The organism is Lentzea sokolovensis (genome assembly GCF_033949975.1).
In the GTDB taxonomy this organism is placed as follows: domain Bacteria; phylum Actinomycetota; class Actinomycetes; order Mycobacteriales; family Pseudonocardiaceae; genus Lentzea; species Lentzea sokolovensis.
This window is the reverse complement of the sequence record NZ_JAXAVU010000019.1, coordinates 92,828-111,740: the sequence shown is the minus strand read 5'-3', so window position 1 is coordinate 111,740 and position 18,913 is coordinate 92,828. Positions and strand designations below refer to the sequence as shown.

Annotated in this window: 17 protein-coding genes and 2 tRNA genes; 7 read left to right on the top strand and 12 right to left on the bottom strand. The window is 67.5% G+C overall.

Going from position 1 to position 18,913, the window contains the following annotated elements:
• Nucleotides 1-117: 117 nt before the first annotated feature.
• Both SK854_RS47155 and SK854_RS47150 read right to left on the bottom strand, forming a co-directional pair.
• Nucleotides 118-453 (bottom strand): VOC family protein, encoded by a 336-nt coding sequence (locus tag SK854_RS47155; RefSeq protein WP_319981735.1) that lies wholly within the window; start codon nucleotides 451-453, stop codon nucleotides 118-120.
• Nucleotides 450-752, bottom strand: coding sequence for a winged helix-turn-helix transcriptional regulator (locus SK854_RS47150; RefSeq protein ID WP_319981734.1), 303 nt, complete (start codon nucleotides 750-752; stop codon nucleotides 450-452). Before SK854_RS47150 ends, SK854_RS47155 begins: the two co-directional genes overlap by 4 nt.
• A gap of 57 nt (nucleotides 753-809) precedes the next feature.
• Between SK854_RS47150 and SK854_RS47145 the strand changes: the two genes are divergently transcribed.
• Complete coding sequence (locus SK854_RS47145; RefSeq protein ID WP_319981733.1) at nucleotides 810-1,364, top strand: NAD(P)-dependent oxidoreductase; 555 nt, start codon at nucleotides 810-812, stop codon at nucleotides 1,362-1,364.
• Between the two features lie 50 nt (nucleotides 1,365-1,414).
• Here SK854_RS47145 and SK854_RS47140 read toward each other — a convergent pair.
• A tRNA-Gly gene (locus SK854_RS47140) sits at nucleotides 1,415-1,485 on the bottom strand.
• A 62-nt stretch (nucleotides 1,486-1,547) separates the two neighbouring features.
• Here SK854_RS47140 and SK854_RS47135 point away from each other — a divergent pair.
• Nucleotides 1,548-1,621: transfer RNA gene (locus tag SK854_RS47135), tRNA-Pro, on the top strand.
• 49 nt (nucleotides 1,622-1,670) lie between these two features.
• Here the strand turns inward: SK854_RS47135 and SK854_RS47130 are convergent.
• On the bottom strand, nucleotides 1,671-2,432 hold the full coding sequence (locus SK854_RS47130) for an alpha/beta hydrolase family protein (protein WP_319981732.1): 762 nt from the start codon (nucleotides 2,430-2,432) through the stop codon (nucleotides 1,671-1,673).
• Nucleotides 2,433-2,451: 19 nt separating this feature from the next.
• Between SK854_RS47130 and SK854_RS47125 the strand changes: the two genes are divergently transcribed.
• Complete coding sequence (locus SK854_RS47125; RefSeq protein WP_319981731.1) at nucleotides 2,452-4,221, top strand: hypothetical protein; 1,770 nt, start codon at nucleotides 2,452-2,454, stop codon at nucleotides 4,219-4,221.
• A gap of 23 nt (nucleotides 4,222-4,244) precedes the next feature.
• Here SK854_RS47125 and SK854_RS47120 read toward each other — a convergent pair whose 3' ends face one another.
• A complete protein-coding gene (locus tag SK854_RS47120) occupies nucleotides 4,245-5,210 on the bottom strand; it encodes an ABC transporter substrate-binding protein (RefSeq protein ID WP_319981730.1) in 966 nt (321 codons plus the stop codon).
• Nucleotides 5,211-5,480: 270 nt separating this feature from the next.
• Here SK854_RS47120 and SK854_RS47115 point away from each other — a divergent pair, with 270 nt between their 5' ends.
• Genes SK854_RS47115 through SK854_RS47105 form a run of 3 tightly spaced genes read left to right on the top strand, consistent with a single transcriptional unit; the run spans nucleotide 5,481 to nucleotide 9,337 of the window.
• The gene (locus SK854_RS47115) at nucleotides 5,481-6,443 is read left to right on the top strand and encodes a quaternary amine ABC transporter ATP-binding protein (RefSeq protein WP_319981729.1); all 963 of its coding nucleotides are present in this window, start codon (nucleotides 5,481-5,483) and stop codon (nucleotides 6,441-6,443) included.
• A 2-nt stretch (nucleotides 6,444-6,445) separates the two neighbouring features.
• Entirely contained in the window at nucleotides 6,446-8,371 is a 1,926-nt protein-coding gene (locus SK854_RS47110) for an ABC transporter permease (RefSeq protein WP_319981861.1), read from the top strand.
• A gap of 12 nt (nucleotides 8,372-8,383) precedes the next feature.
• The gene (locus SK854_RS47105; protein ID WP_319981728.1) at nucleotides 8,384-9,337 is read left to right on the top strand and encodes an ABC transporter substrate-binding protein; all 954 of its coding nucleotides are present in this window, start codon (nucleotides 8,384-8,386) and stop codon (nucleotides 9,335-9,337) included.
• Between the two features lie 74 nt (nucleotides 9,338-9,411).
• Here SK854_RS47105 and SK854_RS47100 read toward each other — a convergent pair whose 3' ends face one another.
• Complete coding sequence (locus tag SK854_RS47100; protein ID WP_319981727.1) at nucleotides 9,412-9,588, bottom strand: hypothetical protein; 177 nt, start codon at nucleotides 9,586-9,588, stop codon at nucleotides 9,412-9,414.
• Between the two features lie 177 nt (nucleotides 9,589-9,765).
• Here SK854_RS47100 and SK854_RS47095 point away from each other — a divergent pair, with 177 nt between their 5' ends.
• Nucleotides 9,766-10,902, top strand: a complete 1,137-nt coding sequence (locus tag SK854_RS47095) for a cytochrome P450 (RefSeq protein WP_319981726.1) — start codon at nucleotides 9,766-9,768, stop codon at nucleotides 10,900-10,902.
• Nucleotides 10,903-10,981: 79 nt separating this feature from the next.
• On the opposite strand, the gene SK854_RS47090 is transcribed toward SK854_RS47095, so the two are convergent.
• The 6 genes from SK854_RS47090 to SK854_RS47065 are packed head-to-tail and all read right to left on the bottom strand — an operon-like array spanning nucleotide 10,982 to nucleotide 18,873.
• Nucleotides 10,982-11,881, bottom strand: a complete 900-nt coding sequence (locus SK854_RS47090) for a glycoside hydrolase family 18 protein (RefSeq protein WP_319981725.1) — start codon at nucleotides 11,879-11,881, stop codon at nucleotides 10,982-10,984.
• A gap of 3 nt (nucleotides 11,882-11,884) precedes the next feature.
• Complete coding sequence (locus SK854_RS47085; RefSeq protein ID WP_319981724.1) at nucleotides 11,885-14,794, bottom strand: alpha-mannosidase; 2,910 nt, start codon at nucleotides 14,792-14,794, stop codon at nucleotides 11,885-11,887.
• 4 nt (nucleotides 14,795-14,798) lie between these two features.
• Nucleotides 14,799-15,905 carry a glycoside hydrolase 5 family protein gene (locus SK854_RS47080; protein WP_319981723.1) on the bottom strand — a complete coding sequence of 369 codons (1,107 nt, stop codon included), beginning with the start codon at nucleotides 15,903-15,905 and terminating at the stop codon, nucleotides 14,799-14,801.
• 16 nt (nucleotides 15,906-15,921) lie between these two features.
• Nucleotides 15,922-16,743 (bottom strand): carbohydrate ABC transporter permease, encoded by an 822-nt coding sequence (locus SK854_RS47075; protein WP_319981722.1) that lies wholly within the window; start codon nucleotides 16,741-16,743, stop codon nucleotides 15,922-15,924.
• Entirely contained in the window at nucleotides 16,740-17,609 is an 870-nt protein-coding gene (locus SK854_RS47070) for a carbohydrate ABC transporter permease (RefSeq protein WP_319981721.1), read from the bottom strand. Before SK854_RS47070 ends, SK854_RS47075 begins: the two co-directional genes overlap by 4 nt.
• Before the next feature lie 10 nt (nucleotides 17,610-17,619).
• Entirely contained in the window at nucleotides 17,620-18,873 is a 1,254-nt protein-coding gene (locus SK854_RS47065; protein ID WP_319981720.1) for an ABC transporter substrate-binding protein, read from the bottom strand.
• Nucleotides 18,874-18,913 lie beyond the last annotated feature (40 nt).

Genomic DNA, 18,913 nt, shown 5'->3' with positions numbered 1-18,913 from the left:
AGGGCACCAAACTGATGATCGTCGTGCGGTGCCTCATCAGTTTCGCGCTCGGTGTGCTGCTTTTGATCCTCGCGATCCGCTTCGGTGAGGCGCTCTGGCGGGCGGTGCAGTAGTTCCTCAGTGGACGAAGCAGAACTCGTTCCCTTCAAGGTCGCGCATGACCTGGAAGCTGCCCTGCTCGTCCGTGACGACCACACCTTCACGGGTGCCGCCCAGACTGACCGCCTTCACGACCGCCGCCTCGATGTCGTCCACCTCGAAGTCGAGGTGCAGCCGGTTCTTCACGTCCTTGCGCTCCGGCACCGGCTGGAACGACATCCGCACTCCACCAGGTGGTTCGACGTGCGCCCACCCGTGCTCGCGGTTCACCGGCTCGCCGCCGAGAAGCTCGGCCCAGAACCGGACGAGCCGGGACGGGTCGTTGCTGTCGACGACGATCTGCTGCAGCCTCACGTCTTCACCAGATTCTCTCGGGCCCAGTCGCAACACAGGTCGAGCAGTCCGAGCACCTTGCGGCCCTGCGCCGTCAGCTCGTACTCGACCCGCGGCGGATTCTCGTCGAACGCCTCGCGCGCCACCGTGCCGTCGCGCTCCATCGCCCGCAACGTCTCGATGAGCACCTTGGGCGTCACGCCCGGCAGCTCGGAGCGGAGTTCGGTGAACCGCCGCCGCACGTCCTGCAACGCCCGCAGCACGTGCGCGGTCCACTTGTCACCGATGCGGTACGGCAGGTCCCCATGCGTGCATTCCACCTGCTCACCCCCGATATCGTTGCGGAAACCGGACATCCGCACCCTACCTTCGCGCTCATGGCGAAGATCGTTGTGTTCGGAGCGGCCGGTAAGGCGGGCAAGGAGATCGCGGCCGTCGCGGAGGCTCGCGGCCACGAGGTGACCAGGATCGGGCGCGACCCCGGCGTGCAGGCCGCGGCCGAGGTGGCGGCAGGTCATGACGTCGCGGTGAGTTCGGTGGCCGACCTCTCGCGCGACGCGGCGGAGTTCTACCGCGAGGCCGCAAGCGCGCTCGTGGCGTCCGGTGCGGGCCGGATCATCGTGGTCGGCATCTACACGTTGCTGGAGACCTCACCGGGCGTGCGGGTCGTCGACGGTCCGGACTTCCCGGACGAGCACAAGCCGTTCTGCCTGGGCCACGCGGCGGGCGTCGAGGTGCTGGCCGAATCCGAGGCGGACTGGCTGGTCATGAGCCCGTCCGGCAACTTCGGAGGCACGCCCACGGGCCGGTACCGCCTGAGCGAGGTCGATCCGGCGGACGAGCTGACCTACGAGGACTTCGCCGTGGCCGTGGTGGACGAGATCGACGACCCGAAGCACCGCCGCACGCAGATCGGTGTCGCATCAGCGTGACCTGGATCACGAGAAAGGGCCGAGTGCTGATGCACTCGGCCCTTCGTCAGAGCGGGCGACGGGAATCGAACCCGCGTAGCTAGTTTGGAAGACTAGGGCTCTACCATTGAGCTACGCCCGCGTGCCGCCCCGTTCAGGGGCTGCGATCAATACCTTAGCGGGTGGCGGTAAGATAGGTACAACCGGGGCGTGGCGCAGCTTGGTAGCGCACCCGCTTTGGGAGCGGGGGGTCGCAGGTTCAAATCCTGTCGCCCCGATCGGTTGTCGAACGCCCTCGGCGAAGGAACCTCGCCGAGGGCTTTTGGCTCATTTCACCAGGTAGCGGCTTGCCCAGGCGGCGAGCACCTCCGCCACGTACGCGGCGTCCGCGCGGTCGGTCAGCAGGTGGTCGGCGCCGTCCAGCGAGACGAACGACTTGGGGTGGCGGGCCGAGTCGAAGATCAGCCTGGCGTTGTCCACGCCCACCGTGTCGTCCTGCGGGGAGTGCATGACGAGCAGCGCGCGGTCGAGGCCGGCGATGCACGCGGTCTGGTTCTGCTGGTTGATGTCGAGCAAGAAGTCGTGGCTGATCCGGAACGGCCGTCCGGCGAGCAGCACCTCGGCGACGCCGTGCGCCTCGATCTTCTCCTTGGACGGGCCGAGCAGGTGTTCGACGTGGGTGGTGTCGGCGGGCGCGCCGATCGTCACGACGGCCTTGACCTCCGGCACCTGACGGGCCGCGGCCAGCACGGCCGCGCCGCCCAGTGAGTGTCCGATGAGGACACTCGGGGCGCCGATGGTGTCGCGGAGGTGGTTGGCCGCGCACACGAGGTCGTCGACGTTGGACGTGAACGTGGTGTTGGCGAAGTCGCCGTCGGACTGGCCGAGCCCGGTGAAGTCGAACCGCAGCACCGCCACGCCGCGTTCGGCGAGCCGGCGGGAGATCCGGGTGGCCGCCACCGAGTCCTTGCCGCAGGTGAAGCAGTGCGCGAACACGGCGGTGGCCACGACGTCGCCGGCGGGCAGTTCGAGCCGGCCCGCCAGTGCCTGGCCGTCGATGCCCGCGAAGACCGCTTTCCGGTTGTCCATGCCCTCTATGGTGCGTCACGTGCGCTACCAGTACCTCGACGACCGGCTGCGGCAGGCGTTCGACCACGCCGGGCTCGACCGCGGGCAGCGGGCGTTGCTGCAGGGCGTGCTGCGCGCACTGGACCCCGACGCGCACCTCGGCGAGCACGTCGCGGGCCTCAACAGCGCCGTTCTCGCCGTCACGCGCGCCCGGACTGCCCTGGAGAGTCACGCGACTGAGGACCAGCCGCGGTGGAACCTGTTGCGCCGCATCATCACCACATCGCTGGCGTGCATGGACGCGGCGAGGCCCGCGTACGCCCACGGCGGCGCCGAGGAACTCGCCGAAGCACGCAAGGTTCTGAAGGGCGTGGACGCGGCCATCGCGGCGGACGGGCAGCGGCTCGATCCTCAGGTGACGGCCACCGCCGCTGCGAAACTCGAACCGCAAGCGCTGGAGAAGGCCGTGAAGGGGTGGATCGCTCCACTGTGGAACGGCGTCGGGCTTCCGTTGCGCACCAGGATGATCGCCGAGATCGCCGTCGTCGTGGCGATGCACGGGCGGGACGGCAGGCAGCTCCGCACGGACCTGCTGCGGTGGCTCAAGAAGCCCGGTGATCTGGCCGGAGTGCTGTGGCCCCGGGAACAACGGCACGTCGTCGCGCTCGTGGTGAGGGGCGCGCGAGTGCTCCGGCACCTGGACGAGCTGCTGCCCGATGCGCGGCAGGAGCCCTTGCACCGCAACAGGTTGCCGAAGGACGACTTCCTGAAGGACGCCGTCACCGGGTCGTCGGTGCTGGTACGGGTGCCGGTCGAGGCCGCGGACGTGCACACGGCCGCCCTGAGGGCCCGCCGGATTCTCAGCGAGGTGCTCGACCAGTACGCGGCGGGGGAGCGGCTCACCGAACTGACCATCGCGCCGGTCTGGCAGGTCAGCGCGCCGGGCGGGCGGGTCACCCGCGGCACCGAGCACCAGCGCACGGTCGGCAACGCCTATCCGCTCACCGCGTACTGGCCGGCCGAACTGCGCAGCGCGATGCGGGTGGCGAACCTGGCGCGGCAGGTCGACGCGCCGATGGCGAGCGCCGGGCTCGCGTGGAGTGCGCTGGAGGCGACGGGGCTGGATCCGAGCAAGATCGCATGGCTGGCCAAGGCCTGTGCGCTGCAGATGTTGCGGCAGCACCTCATCAGCCTGCACGTCGTGGTCACCAACCACGACACCGAGCTGCGCAAACCGCTCGACGAGCAGGTGCCGACCACCGGCGTGAAGCACCACCTGAAGTCGGTGGACGCCTGGTTGGAGGTGCTGATCGGCCACAACCGCCCGGACGCACGGCTCGACGCGGCCCAGAAGGCCATCACCGCGCTCGCCGAGAGCGAGGGCGGACTCGTGCAGGACCTCGCGGAACTCTGGCGCGACCGGCTCGCGGACTCGAAGGTCCTCGCCGGCTGGCTGCGCGAACAGGAGGACACCGCCGCCGCGCTGCTGGAGTGGCTCTACGTCACCAGGAATCTGGCGTTCCACGCGGGACGGTTCGCCTCGCCCGCCGACACGCTGACCGCGCACGGCGGGCAGGCCGTCGCCGATCTCACACTCGAGTTCCTCGGAAACTGGCGGACCGTCGAAAGACGCGCCCAGGACGAACGACGGAGCCGGCAGGAGACCTCCGCCGTGGAGATCTACCGCCGGCTCGCGCAACGACAGGATCAGCTGGTGGCCCGGCTCAGACGAGCGGGGTCCGTGCGCAGGCTCAGCGTCGAGGACATCTCCGGCCCCGACGAGAAGTGGTGGTCGCGGGGCAGGAGTTGACGCCAGCCAAACCAGAACGATAGTTACGGTTTGGCCTTCGTCAGCCAGTCCTCGACCCGGTCCGGGTTCGCCTCGACCCACCGCTTCGCCGCTTCGTCGGGCGACATCTTGTACTTCGCGATGAACGACGCGACCGTGTCCTGCTCGTCGTTGCTCCACTGGAAGTTCTGGATCAGCCGGGCCGCGGGGCCGCCCTTGTCCATGAACTTCTTGGCGGCGATCTTGTCGAGCTCGTAACGCGGGTAGTCGCAGGCGACCTGGGCCGCGTCCGCGTCACAGCCCGCCTTGTACTCGGGCAGCTCGATCTTCACCAGCTCGATGTCGAGGTGCAGCCACTGCGGCTCGAAGAAGTAGCCGATCAACGGCGTCTTCTTCTCCTCCGCCTGGCGGAACGCCTTGATCGACGCCTGCTCGCTGCCCGCGTAGACGACCTTGTAGTTGAGGTTCAGGTTCTTCACCAGGGCCTCGTCGTTCGTCACGAACGACGGGTCGCCGTCGAGCACCTGGCCCTTGCCGTCGGACAGCGGGGTCTTGAACTTCTCCGCGTACTTGTTGAGGTTCTGCCAGTTCGTGATGTCCGGGAACTCTTTCTTCATCCACGGCGGCACGTACCAGCCGATCACGCCCTTGTTGCCGGTCGGGCCCACCCGCACGGCGCTGCGCTTCTCCTCGATGTACTTCTGCTTCAGGTCCTCGTGACCCCAGTTCTCCAGGATCACGTCGATCTCGCCGGAGTCGAGGCCCTGCCAGGCCGTCTGCTCGTCGACTTCCTTCTTCGTCACCTTGCAGCCGAGCCGCTTCTCGGCGAGGTACGCGACCACGGCCGCGTTCGCCTCGTAGCCGACCCACGGGTTGACCGCGATGGTGACGGAGTCGCAGGGCTCTGTCGGTGCTGCCGAACTGGAGCGGGGTGACGCCGTTGATCCACCGCCACAACCGGCAATTGTCAACACGAACGTCATTGCCAGAGCGATTCTGGGGGCTTGCACGAACAGCTCCTCGTCGGGGGGAAGAGCGATGCAGGAGACCGCTCAGTTCAGCTTTTCCCGATCGATCAGACTGCGTCAAGTCATGGGATGATTGGTTGTCCACAAAGGATCAGATATGTATCAGCCCTTGACCGTACCCGTGCGAAGGTCAATGCTGTCGCGCATCGAGAAACGGTGTGCGCAGTCCGCAACAGGTCGGAGTGGTTTGGCGTGGATCCCGTGATTTCGGTCAGGGACCTGTGGAAGGTGTTTGGCCCCAAGGCATCTCAAGTGGTGGCCTCGGACGAGCTCAAAGCGTTGTCGCGGCAGGAGCTGATGGACCGCACCGGTTCCGTTGCCGCAGTACGGGGAGTTGACTTCGACGTCGCTCCCGGTGAGATGTTCGTGGTCATGGGCCTTTCTGGATCGGGAAAGTCCACACTGGTCCGCTGTCTCACGCGGCTGGTGGAACCGACCGCGGGCACGATCATGTTCGAGGGCGAGAACATTCTCGAAGCGGACCCCAAGCGTTTGCGTGACCTGCGCAGGAACAAGTTCTCCATGGTGTTCCAGCACTTCGGTCTGCTTCCTCATCGGACAGTCGCCGACAACGTCGGTTACGGGCTGGAAATCCGCGGGGTACCGCGGGCGAAACGTGCGGAGCGTTCGCAGGAAGTGATCGACCTGGTCGGACTGTCCGGCAACGAGAAGTCCTATCCGGATCAGCTCTCCGGCGGCATGCAGCAACGCGTCGGTCTCGCACGCGCACTCGCGGGCGACCCGGACGTCCTGTTCTTCGACGAACCGTTCTCCGCGCTCGACCCGTTGATCCGGCGCGACATGCAGTCCGAGGTCATCAGGCTGCACCGCGAGGTCGGCAAGACGATGGTGTTCATCACCCACGACCTGAGCGAGGCGCTCAAGCTGGGCGACCGCATCCTGATCATGCGCGACGGCAAGGTCGTGCAGGTCGGCACCGGTGACGAGCTGGTCGGCGCGCCCGCGGACGACTACGTGCGCGACTTCGTGCGGGACGTGCCCAAGGCGCACGTGCTGACGCTGAAGTGGATCATGCGCCCGCCGCGTCCCGACGACGAGCTCGACGGGCCTGAACTGTCGCCGGAAACCGTTGTGCGCGAGGCCGTGCGCAGCGTCCTCGGCGCCAACAAGCCGGTGAAGGTCGTGCGGGACGGCGAACTGCTCGGTGTGGTCGCGGACGAGGAGATCCTCGGGGTCGTGGCCGGGGAGGCGTGAACATGGTTGCCGTCGCCGCCCCAAGGCAACTACCGCGCAAACCGTTGATCTTCGCCGGCATCGTGCTGGCCTGGCTGGTGCTGTGGCTGGTGTTCCGCAACGTCGGGACGCTGTCGCTCGGCGCCGCCGACCTCACCCCGCTGCACCGGTGGGTCAACGACGTCAACGACGCCGTCGGCGCGTCCAGGAACTCGAACCCCGTGTTCCTGTACTTCTTCAACGAGATCCGGCTCGTCATCGACGAGTTCGTGACCTTCATCCAGGCCCTGATCGCGCAACCGTCGTTCGGCCGGCCCGTGCCGGTGATCGGCTGGCTCGGCGTGGTCGCGATCGCCGGCTTCGTCAGCCTCGCGGTCGCCGGCTGGCGGGTCGCGCTGCTCGCCGTCGCGGGGTTCGTGTTCCTCGGCCTGCAGGGCCTGTGGCAGGAGAGCATGGACACGCTCTCCCTGACGCTCGCCGCGGTCGTGATCTCGTTGCTCATCGGCATCCCGCTGGGAATCTGGGCGGGACTGTCCGATCGGGCACACCGGATCCTGACGCCGGTGCTCGACTTCATGCAGACGATGCCGACGTTCGTCTACCTGGCGCCGCTGACGTTGTTCTTCCTGATCGGTCCGGCGAGTGCGACGATCGCGACGCTGATCTACGCCGCGCCGCCGGCGATCCGGATCACCGCGCACGCCATCCGCTCGGTGCCGCGCACCACCGTCGAGGCGAGCGAGTCCCTTGGCGCGACGCAGAAGCAGACGCTGGTGAAGGTGCTGCTGCCGTCCGCGCGCAAGACCATCGTGCTCGGCGTCAACCAGACGATCATGGCCGCGCTGTCCATGGTCACGATCGCCGCGCTGATCGACGCGCCGGGTCTCGGCAAGACGGTCGTGAAGGCGTTGCAGACCCTCGACGTCGGCACCGCGTTCAACGCGGGCCTCGCGATCGTGGTGCTGGCGATCGTGCTGGACCGCGTGACGACGGCCGCCGCGAGCGAGCGCCGCAAGCTCCCGCGCTGGGCGTTGTTCGGCGGCCTCGGTGTCACGGGCGTCTGCGTCTACCTCTCCTACACCTACCTGTGGGCGGCGGAGTTCCAGTCGGACGTGGAGATCGGCAGCGCGATCCGCAAGGGCGCGACCGCCGTGACGGAGTGGGCGCAGGACTCGCTGCCGGTGATCACGGACGGCTTCAAGGACTTCGTCACGTTCGCGTTGATCAACCCGCTGCAGGCGTTGCTGGCCGAGTCGCCGTGGTTCCTGGTGGCGCTGGTGATCGTGGCGCTGTCGTTCATGATCGGCGGCGTGCGACCGGCGATCGTCTCCGCCGTGTGCATCGCGGCGCTGATCGCGACGGGCCTGTGGCAGGACTCGATGATCACGCTGGCGTCCACCCTGGTCGCCACGATCCTGGTGATGCTGCTGGGAATCGTCGTCGGTGTCTGGATGGGACGCAGCAGGCGGGCCGACCGGTTCATCCGGCCGATCCTCGACGCGGCGCAGGTGATGCCCGCTTTCGTCTACCTGGTGCCCTTCCTGGCGTTGTTCTCCGCGTCCCGCTTCACCGCGATCATCGCGGCCGTGGTGTTCGCGGCGCCGGTGGCGATCAAGATCATCGCGGACGGCATCCGCGCGGTGTCGGCCGCGACCGTCGAGGCGTCCACGGCACTCGGGTCGAGCTCGTGGCAGACGATCGTGAAGGTGCAGCTGCCCATGGCGCGCGGGGCGTTGACCCTCGCCGCCAACCAGGGCCTGATCTACGTGCTCTCGATGGTCGTCGTCGGCGGTCTCGTCGGCGCCGGCGCGCTCGGCTACGACGTGGTGGCCGGATTCTCGCAAGGCCAGTTGTACGGCAAGGGGCTCGCGGCCGGTGTCGCGATCGTCGTGCTGGGCGTGATGCTCGACCGCCTCACGCAGGCGGCCGCCAAGCGGTGGACCAACTAGGAGGTCTGGAAAGTGGCTAGGCACAGCGTGCTGGGAGCAGTGCTCGTAGGAGCACTCGCCCTTGCTGGTTGCGGTGGCGCCAAGGTCGGTGACACCTCCTCGGGTGCGACCGGCGACTGCGGCACGTTCAACCTCGCGATCAACCCGTGGGTCGGTTACGAGGCGAACGCGGCCGTTCTCGCGTACGTGGCCGAGAAGGAACTCAAGTGCAAGGTCACCAAGAAGGAGCTCAAGGAAGAGGTGGCCTGGCAGGGCTTCGGCACCGGTGAGGTCGACGCCGTCGTCGAGAACTGGGGCCACGACGACCTGCGCAAGAAGTACATCGACGAGCAGAAGACCGCCGTCAGCGCGGGTTCCACGGGTGTGAAGGGCCAGATCGGCTGGTACGTGCCGCCGTGGCTCGCCAAGGAGCACCCCGACATCCTCGACTGGAACAACCTCAACAAGTACGCCGACCAGTTCAAGACGTCCGAGTCCGGCGACAAGGGCCAGCTGCTCGACGGCGACCCGTCGTTCGTGACCAACGACGAGGCTCTGGTGAAGAACCTGAACCTCAACTACAAGGTCGTCTACGGCGGCAGCGAGACCGCGCTGATCCAGGCCTTCCGCCAGGCGGAGAAGGACAAGAAGTGGGTCATCGGCTACTTCTACTCGCCGCAGTGGCTGCTCAACGAGATCAAGCTCGAGAAGGTGAAGCTGCCCGAGTACAAGGCGGGCTGTGACGCCGACGCCGAGAAGGTCGCCTGCGACTACCCGGACTACGACCTCGACAAGCTCGTGTCCAAGAAGTTCGCCGACGCCAACGGCCCGGCCTTCCAGCTGGTCAAGAACTTCAAGTGGACCAACGAGGACCAGAACACGGTCGCGAAGTACATCGCCGAGGACAAGATGAAGCCCGAGGACGCCGCCAAGAAGTGGGCGGACGCCAACGCCGACAAGGTCAAGGCGTGGCTGCCCAAGGCCTAGTCAGAACGTGAAAAGAGCCGTGGGGGTGTGGTTCCTGGACGAGAGGAACCACACCCCCACGGCTACCCCCGGCATCAGGCGGCCTGGTGACCGTTGGGTACCTCAGGCTCGTGCCGGTGTGTCATGCGGTGCCACCACGACCGCGGCTTCCCGCCGTTGCGGTAGTACTCCTGGACGCGGCGGGCGTCCTCCCGCAGGGCTGCCTGCCGGTAGTCCATCTCCGCCTTGATCGCCTCGGGCGTCCACTCCATCTGACTCACTCCTCAGTGCGTTTCTCTCGCTTGCTGACAACGATGAGATTGCTCCTGAGGGGTGACCCCTTACATCGGACGATCACCTAAGGCATCGGCGTACGACCCCTTACGCCGCACTCGGATAGCCGGATCAGCGGATCCCCGCAGCCTGGGTAAGGGGCCACGATCGAGGGCATGACTGTCGCCCACTTACCCACGCGACCTGCGAAGTTCTTCGATCCCACCACCGAGGTCCACTACGACGAGCAGCTGGGTTCCTGGAACGTCTTCTCCCTCGCCGACGTCCAGCGCGTGCTCTCCGACGTCGAGTGCTTCTCGTCGAACTACGGCCTCACCGACGAGTCCAGGCCGCTCGCCAACCCGCTCCTGAGCGGCATGTGGGCCGCGGACGGGCAACGTCATCGCGACCTGAGGGCCGCGGTCGCAGACCCGTTCAGCCCGCGGGTGATGTCCCGGCTCGAGACGCTGATCCGCGCCATCACCGTCGAGCTGGTCGACGGCCTCGACCCCGGCGGCTTCGACGTGGTCACCGCGATCGGCAAGCCGTTGCCCGCCAGGGTGATCTGCCACCTGCTCGGCCTCGACCTGAGCGCTGAGGAGCGGATGACCGAGTGGCAGGAACGGCGGTTCGAGGACGACGCCACCACCAACACCGTGCCGCCGCAGGCCGAGATGGCGGAGTTCTTCGCCGCCGAACTCGAGCGCCAGCGCGCGAAGCCGGGCGACGGGCTGATCGCCGAACTGCTCGCCGTGCAGGCCACCGGCTACCTCGTCGACGGCAGGCCGATGTCGGACTGGGACCTCATCGGCTACTGCGCGATGCTGCTCGGCGCCGGTGTGGACACGACCGCGGCGACCATCCCGAACGCCGTGCTGTTCCTGACCGAGTTCGGCTGCTGGGACGAGCTGCGCGAGGACCCGTCGCTGATCCCGGGGGCGATCGAGGAGACGATGCGCTGGTACCCGGTCTTCCCGGGCCCGCGCCGGCAGGTGATGCGGGACGTCACGATCGGCGGACAGGAGATCAGGGCGGGACAGTGGATCAGCGGCTGGCTCAGCGCGGCCAACCGCGACCCGGAGCGTTACGCCGACCCGGACACGTTCGACATCCGGCGGAAGACTCGGATCATGACGTTCGGGCACGGGCCCCACCACTGCCTGGGCGCCGGACTCGCGCGGCTGGAGAAACGCGTGCTGCTCGAAGAGATGGTGCGCCGGCTTCCCCTGCTGCGCAGAGAGACCGGCGCACCACTCGTGCGGAGGCAGTGGATGCTCGACGACCTGGAGACAGCCACCTTCCGCTTCGATTAGGGACTCGCACGGCAGAGTCCTCGGCCGCCGCGACGGGCGAGGTGCTTCTCGCCCACCTCGCCCGACCGCGCCGTTCGGTCTACTTCTGCATGGCCGTCACGTCCGCCGCCCACTGCCACGGCGCCGCGGTGCCGCCGGGCAGCGAGTTGAAGTACTCCCAGCCCGCGACACCACCGAAGTTCGTGTACTTGGTCTTCAGCGACCGCACGGTGTTGCCGAGCGTCGTCATGCTCACGTAGCCCGACCCTCCGTTGGCCGAGTTGGTGAGCACGCCGAGCACGACCTTGTTCGCCGGGATCAGCCGCCGGTTGATGATCTGGTCGTAGTTCGCGGTGCTGCCCGCGTTGCCCCAGCCGTTGTAGAACTGGCCGTTGAACCACGCGATCTTCGAGCCGTGGCTGCGGTACAGCTCCTCGTAGTTGAAGCCGGACAGGTTGCCGCCGCCCCAGAGCGCGCTCGCCACCGGTGACAGCGTGACGATGAAGTTCGCGCCGAAGTCGGTCTTGAGCTGGTCGATCACGCGCCGGATGCCCGCGATCGACATGCGCTCCTCCACGTCGAGGTCGACGCCGTTGAGCTTGTAGGTGCGGATCGTGTCGCGCAGCAACGGGTAGTAGGTGTCGAACTGGGTGTCCAGCCTGGTGAACGAGCCGGGCGCGGCGCCGCCCACCATGCCGATCACGTTGACGCCGCGGGCCTGCATCGCGGCGAGGTCCTTCCACATCTGGGTGTAGCGCGAGTGCGACGGCGGGTGGTCGTTGAGATGCACGATCCTGTTGTCGTTGAGGTGGATCGCGGCCACGAGGACGTCCGTGACGCCGGTGTTGCGGTCGAGCAGGGGCTTGGGCGAGACGTAGGTTCCGGTCGCGCCGTTGCTGTACTGGGTCTGGTAGTAGACGACGGTGCGCTTCTGGGCGGCCGCCTGGGCCGGTGGCGCGGCGAGCGCCACCAGCAGCAGGGCCAGGAACAGCTTCTTCATGCGTTACCTCGTGATTCGCAGGGTGATCACTTGGAACGGGCGCAGCACCACCTCTGCCGACGCGTCGGCCAGGGGTCGTTCGAGCAGGTCGGTCTCCTGGATCGCCGTGTGGGCGAAGGAGGTGCTGATCGAGGCGCGGGCACGGCTGCCGTGCGCCTCGTAGAGCCGGACGATCACGTCGCCCGACCGGTCGTCGGCCAGTTTCACGGCCTCGACCCTGACCGCGGGGTTGTCCGTGCGCACCAACTCCTCCGGTGCGTTCGACCCGCGGACGGCCTGCGGCGGCAGGTTGATGCGGTACCCGGCGTCGATGGCCTCCGGGATGCCCGCACCGACCACGAGGGCGTAGCGGAAGCGGTGCTCGCCCTGGTCGGTCTCGGGGTCGGGGAACCTCGGTGCGCGCAGCAGGGACAGGCGCACGGTCGTGGTGGTTCCGCCGTCTTCTCGGGTGGTGCGGGTGACCTCGTGGCCGTAGGTCGAGTCGTTGACCACCGCGACGCCGTAGCCGGGTTCGCCCACATGCAGGTAGCGGTGGGCGCAGATCTCGAACTTCGCCGCCTCCCACGAGGTGTTCGTGTGCACCGGACGGTGCAGGTGGCCGAACTGGGTCTCCGCCGTGGAGACCTCGGCGCGCAGGTCGAGCGGGAACGCGATCTTGAGCAGCTTCTCCCGCTCCTGCCAGTCGACCTCGGTGTCGAAGTCGACCTGCTTGGCTCCCTCGCGCAGCCGGATGCTCTGGGTGAGTACGGAGTCGCCGAACTTCGCCCGCACCACGACGCCGTCGGAGGCGTCGACGCGCTCGGACGGGATCAGGTCGGCCTTCCAGTTGCGGTAGAACGGGTCGATGTCCCAGGCGTCCCACTGGTTCGGGTTGTCGCGGTGCAGCTGTGGCATGCCCGCGAAACCGTGCGGTGGCAGGACTTCGCGGTCTTCCTCGAGGTCCAGAACGGACGTGACGATGCCCTCGGTGTCGATCGTGACGCGCAGCCGGCCGTTGTCCAGCACGCCGTCAGCCGGTGCCACGAACGGCCTTGGCGCGCCTCCGCCGAGCACGTCGAACGTCAGCTCGTCGTCGCCGTCGCCCTTCAGCGCGTCGATGGCCCGGGCCGTCAGCGCCTTGAGCTCGGATGCCACGCGGGCGTAGGTGGCCTCGGCCTCGCGGTGCACCCAGGCGATCGAGCTGCCCGGCAGGATGTCGTGGAACTGGTGCAGCAGCACGGTCTTCCACAACCGGTCGAGCTCGTCGTACGGGTAGTCGGCGCCTGCCAGGGCGGCCGCGACGGACCAGTGCTCGGCCTCGCGCAGCAGGTGTTCGCTGCGGCGGTTGCCCTGCTTGGTCTTGGCCTGCGTGGTGTAGGTGGCGCGGTGCTTCTCCAGGTACAGCTCGCCCGCCCACACCGGCGCGTCCGGGTACTCGTTCTGCGCGGCCTGGAAGAACTCGCGCGGCGGCTCCACGCGGACGGTCGGCGAGCCTTCGAGGTCCGCGACGCGGTGCGCGGTCTCCATCATCTCGCGGGTGGGGCCACCACCGCCGTCGCCGTAGCCGAACGGGACCAGGGACCGCGACGCCTTGGCGTGCTCGGCGAACTGGCGTGACGCCCGTGCCAGCTCCTCGCCTGAAAGCGACGAGTTGTAGGTGTCGACGGGCGGGAAGTGCGTGAAGATCCGCGTGCCGTCGATGCCCTCCCACCAGAACGTGTGGTGCGGGAACTTGTTGATCTGGTTCCACGACAGCTTCTGGGTGAGGAACCAGCGCGAGCCCGACAGCTTGATCAGCTGGGGCAGTGCCGCGCTGTAGCCGAACGAGTCCGGCAGCCAGACCTCCTCGGTCTCGACGCCGAAGTTGTCCAGGAAGAACCGCTTGCCGTGCACGAGCTGACGGGCCATCGCCTCGCCGCCGGGCATGTTCGTGTCCGACTCGACCCACATGCCGCCGACCGGCACGAACTGTCCACTCCGGACCTTCTCGCGGACGCGGTCCCACACGTGCGGGTGGTGGTCCTTCATCCACTCGTACTGCTGGGCCTGCGAGCACGCGAAGTAGAAGTCCGGGTACTCGTCCATCAGCTTGGTGACGTTCGAGAACGTGCGCGCGCACTTGCGGACCGTCTCGCGCAACGGCCACAGCCAGGCGGAGTCGATGTGCGCGTGGCCGATCGCGGAAACCTTGTGCGCGGAGGCGTTGGCGGGCAACGCCAGCACGCCGGCCAGCTCCGCCCGCGCGAGGTCGGCGGTGGCGGCCACCTCGTTGAGGTCCAGCGCGTCCATCGCCCGGTCCAGCGCGTGCAGGACCTTGTGCCGGCGCGGGTCGTGGTCCGGCAGCTCCTTCATCAGCGACTGCAGCACCTCGATGTCCAGCATCAGGTGCCACACCTGCGGCTGGAACACCGCGAGCTCGGCCTTGAGGATCTTGTACAACGGCTCGGTGCCCGCGGTCGCCTTGTCGCCCAGCGCGGTCGGCAGGAACGGGTGGAAGTCGAGGATCGTCGGGTTGCCCGCGGCCTCCAGGTAGAACAGCACCTCAGAGCCGTCGACGGGCAGGTAGGTGTTGCGCGGCTCGATGCCCTTGATGGGCACGCCGTCAGCCGTGTACGCGAGGCCCTCGGACTGGAAGCCGGGGCCGGGGTGGGTGAAGCCGAGGTCCAGCACGACCTCGACCTGCTTGCCCCGCCACGCCTCCGGGACGCTGCCGGTCAGCCGGAACCAGCTCGTGCTCCACGGCGCGCCCCAGGCGTCGCCGACGTTCGCGGGCGAGTAGGTGGCTTCCAGGGCCTCTTCGACCGGCACGGGCTCGTCCGGCACGGTCCAGACGGCGAGGTCCAGCGGCGCGGTCTCACCGTAGACGGCCGGGCGGATGCGTTCCTTCAGCGTGCGGTTGAGTCGTTCTTCCAGCAGCTCGCGTTCGTCGTGCACGTGGTCACCCCAGTTCGATCGAGGCCCGCACGCCGTCCCGCGCGAGGCCCATCCACTCGTCGAAGAAAGCACCGCCCGGACCCCACGAGGGCCGGTCGCCGTGCAGCTTGATCGGCGTGCGCTCAGCCGGCACGTGCGCTGCCTCGCGCACGATCCGGGCGATCGCCTCGCCGAGCGGCTTGACCTCGCGTTCCGTCGTCAACAACCCCAACTCGTACTCGCGTTCGGGGAAGTCCACCAACGCACGGTCGACGTCGTGCGAGCACCACCACGTGACGCCCCACAGATTCGAGCAGGTCAGTGCGTTCGCAAGCGTTTGCTCAGCGAACTCCGGCGCCTGCTCGGCGGTGATCTCGGGCTGGGCGGCGCCGACCTCCTGCAGCCACACAGGCCGTTGCGGATCCTCGGCGTGCGCCTTCGCCAGCTCGATCAGGTACTCGGCGTGGTGGACGCTCTCCGGACTGAGCGATCCGTAGCGCTGCGCGGTGCCGTTGAAGACCCACGAGTGCACGGTCGTCATCGCACCCTTGTTCGCTGCGTGCTCCGGCAGGAACGCGTGCTCGCTCTCGTACCAGACGGCGTCGTACTCGGAGTGGACGTGCAGGTGGCCCGGAGCGGCCTTCTCGCACTCGTCGAGCAGCGCGTCGATCCACTCGCCGGCCTGCTCGGGCGAGCACGGGTTCGACTCGGTGAGCAGGTTGACCTCGTTGCCCAGGGTGAAGCCGAGGAAGTTCGGCTTGTCCCGCAGCGCCTCGGCGAGCGTGCGGACGTAGAACTTCTGCCCGCTGATGACGTCCGGGTCGGTGAAGATGTTGCGGCGGTGCCAGGTCTGCACCCACGACGGATAGAAGTCGAAGCTCGACAGATGCCCCTGCAGGACGTCGACCTGGACGTCGAGACCTGTCTCGCGGGCGGCGCCGAGCATCTGCGAGAGCTGCTCGACGGCCTGGGGACGGACCAACCCGCGGTTGGGCTGGAACACCGGCCACAGCGGGAAGACCCGCACGTGGTCGAGGCCGAGAGCCGCGATGGACTCGAAGTCGGCCTTCACGTCGTCGAGGGAGAAGTCGAGCCAGTGGTGAAACCAGCCTTGGGAAGGGGTGTAGTTCACGCCGAAACGCAATTGATCATCCCTTGATCGCGCCTTCTCCCACTCCGCGGAAGAAGTGCTTCTGCAACAACAGGAACAACAGGATCAGCGGCACGACGGCGATGATCGTGCCCGCCGCCACCAGCCGCTGGTTCTGCACGAACGTGCCCTGGAGGTACGCCAGGCCGATGGTGAGCGTGTACTTCTCCTGGTCGCTCAGCACGATGAGCGGCCACAGGAAGTCGTCCCAGCTGAACATGAACGAGAACAGCGCCACCACGACCAGCGTGCCCTTCACCGACGGCAACCCGAGCCGGGTGAAGCGCTGCCAGGCGTTGGCGCCGTCGATGACCGCGGCCTCCTCGACCTCGGCGGGCAGTGCGAGGAACGCGTTGCGCAGCAACAGGACGTTGAGGGCGGCGATCGCGCCGGGCAGCACGACGCCGGTGAGGGTGTTGGTGAGACCGAACCCGCGCATCACCAGGAACAGCGAGATCATGATCGCCTCGAACGGCACCAGGATGCTGCTGGCGAAGATCACCGCGGCGAACCTGCGGCCCCGGAACTTCAGCCGTGCCAACGCGTAGCCGGCCATCGCCGCACCGAGGCAGTTCGTGATGACGTTGACGCTCGCGACCCCGAGCGAGTTGAGCGCGAACGTCCAGACCGGCACCACCTCGGCCACGGCCGCGTAGTTGCCGAAGGTCGGGTCGTCCGGGATGAAGTCGGGGACGAACACGTCCTCGCCGGGACCCTTGATGCTCGTGGCGAACTGCCACAGGAACGGCCCGATGCTGATCGCGAGGATGCTCAGCAGCCCGAGATAACGCAGTGCCAGATAGACGTGGGCGCGCCTCACAGCTGATCCTCCCGCCGGTTGAGCTTCAGGGTGATCAGCAGCAGACCCAGCAGGATCACGAACAGCACCACGCTCAGCGCCGAGGCGTACCCGACCTCGCCGGTCAGACCGCGGCCGACGGACTGGATGAGCATCACCAGCGTGGTGCTCGCCCCGCCCGGACCACCGGATCCGCCCGACAGCAGGTAGATCTCGGAGAACACGCGGAACCCGTTGACCGCGCTCAGCGCCGCGACGAGCACCATCGTCGGCCGCAGACTCGGCACGGTGACCGACCAGAACCTCCTGACCGGTCCCGCGCCGTCGACCATCGCGGCCTCGTGCAGGTCCTTCGGCACGTTCGCGAGCGCGGCCAGGTAGATCACCATGTAGTAGCCCAGGCCGCGCCAGACCGTCACCACCATCGAACTGATCAGCAGCAGCGTCGAGTCGGTCAGGAACGGGATCCTGTTGCCGCCCAACGCCTCTACCACGCTGTTCACCAGGCCGCGACTGTCGAGCAGCCACGTCCAGATGAGCCCGACCACGACCGTGGACGCGATCACCGGTGTGAAGAACGCCGTCCGGAAGATCCCGATGCCCGGCACGATCTTCTGCGCGAGCATCGCGATCAGCAGCGGCAACAGCACCAGCGGCGGGACGACGCCCACCATGTAGAGCAGGCTGTTGCGCGCCGCCGCCCAGAACTTCGGGTCCCCGAACATCCGCACGAAGTTGTCCACACCGGTGAACTGGCCGCCGCCGAGCGCGCTCGCGTCCGTGAACGCGAGCACGATCATGTTCAGGAACGGGAAGATGACGAACAGCAGGCAGACGGCCAGTCCTGGAGCCAGGAACAGCCACGGCGTGTACGGGCGATGAGTCATCTGCGGCGGCCTACTTCAAGAGCCGGTTGCACTCGTTGACAGCGTCGTCCAGCGCCTGCTTCGGCGACTTCTTGCCGAGCATGGCGTCGGCCAGCTGCTGCAAGAGTGCCTCGCGCATCTGGTCGCTGAACTGCACGGGCGTGTAGTTCACCGCGGTCTTGAGCTGCTTGGCCGCCGCGACCCGCACGCGCGCCTCGTCGGTGCCGTCCTCCGTGGTGAAGTACGGGTCGTCCCCGCCCTTCGACGTGCTCGGGAAGATCGACGCGAGCTTGGCGAACTTCACCTGGTTCTCGGCGTTGGTGACGAACCTGCCGAACGCCAGTGCCGTCGCCTGGTTCTTGCTGCTCTTCGGCACGCTCACGCCGTGCAGGAACATGTTGGCGCTGCCCGTGTTCGTGATGGGCGTGGTGATGCCGATGTTCGCGTACAGGCCTGGCGCGTCGGTCTTGAACTTGGCGAGGTCGTACGCGGAGCCGGAGTTGAGCGCCGTCTGCTGCGCCATGAACTTCGTGCCGGCCCCGGTGTAGTTCTGCGTGAGCGCTTCGGGAATCAGCGCGCCCGCGTCGTACATCCGCTTGTAGCTCTCGGCGAACTCGACACCCTTGGGCTCGTTGAAGGTGAACTTGTCGTTCTCGAACAGCTTCACGCCGTAGAGCCCGAAGTCCGCGATGCTCGGGGTCTGGCCGAGGATCGCGATCTTCTTCTCGGCGAGCTTCAGCGCCTGCTCTTCGAGTTCCTTGAAGTTCGTGGGCGGCTTGTCCGGGTCGAGGCCCGCCTGGCTGAACAGAGCCTTGTTGTAGAAGATCGGGCCGGTGTTGAGGTACCAGGGGAAGCCGTAGCAGCCGCCCTTGCCGGGGATCTCGAACGCCTGCCAGGCGTTGCCGAGGTACTCGGGCTTGGCCTCCTTCAACGACTCGTCGAGGTTGACCAGCTGGCCGGCCTTGGCGAGCGGGAAGCTCAGGTCCGGCGGCACGTTGATGACGTCGGGAAGACTTCCCGCGCTCGCGTCCGCCATGACCTTCGCCAGGTACCCGTCCGCGGGCTGGTCGACCCACTTCACCGAGGTGCCCTGGTGCTGCTTCTGGAAAGCGTCGATGACACCGTTGACGTAGTCGGTGTACTTGGGCTTGAGGGACCAGGTCTGGAACGTGATCTCGCCCGTGACCTGGCCGGTTCCGCCTGTGGACGTGCTCGACGTCCCGGACAGTCCGCATCCCGCCACGGGCACCGCCGCCAGGCCCGCGAGGAACGTGCGCCTCTTCATTGAAGCTCCAATCGACGGGTGGTCCTGCCGTCGGGCAGGG

What these genes read in the sequence shown, in the direction of transcription:
- SK854_RS47145 (WP_319981733.1), top strand. Translation starts at nt 810, where the DNA reads ATGGCGAAGATCGTTGTGTTCGGAGCGGCCGGTAAGGCGGGCAAGGAG.
- SK854_RS47130 (WP_319981732.1), bottom strand. Translation starts at nt 2,432, where the DNA reads ATGGACAACCGGAAAGCGGTCTTCGCGGGCATCGACGGCCAGGCACTG.
- SK854_RS47110 (WP_319981861.1), top strand. Translation starts at nt 6,446, where the DNA reads ATGGTTGCCGTCGCCGCCCCAAGGCAACTACCGCGCAAACCGTTGATC.
- SK854_RS47100 (WP_319981727.1), bottom strand. Translation starts at nt 9,588, where the DNA reads ATGGAGTGGACGCCCGAGGCGATCAAGGCGGAGATGGACTACCGGCAG.
- SK854_RS47095 (WP_319981726.1), top strand. Translation starts at nt 9,766, where the DNA reads ATGACTGTCGCCCACTTACCCACGCGACCTGCGAAGTTCTTCGATCCC.
- SK854_RS47090 (WP_319981725.1), bottom strand. Translation starts at nt 11,881, where the DNA reads ATGAAGAAGCTGTTCCTGGCCCTGCTGCTGGTGGCGCTCGCCGCGCCA.
- SK854_RS47070 (WP_319981721.1), bottom strand. Translation starts at nt 17,609, where the DNA reads ATGACTCATCGCCCGTACACGCCGTGGCTGTTCCTGGCTCCAGGACTG.
- SK854_RS47065 (WP_319981720.1), bottom strand. Translation starts at nt 18,873, where the DNA reads ATGAAGAGGCGCACGTTCCTCGCGGGCCTGGCGGCGGTGCCCGTGGCG.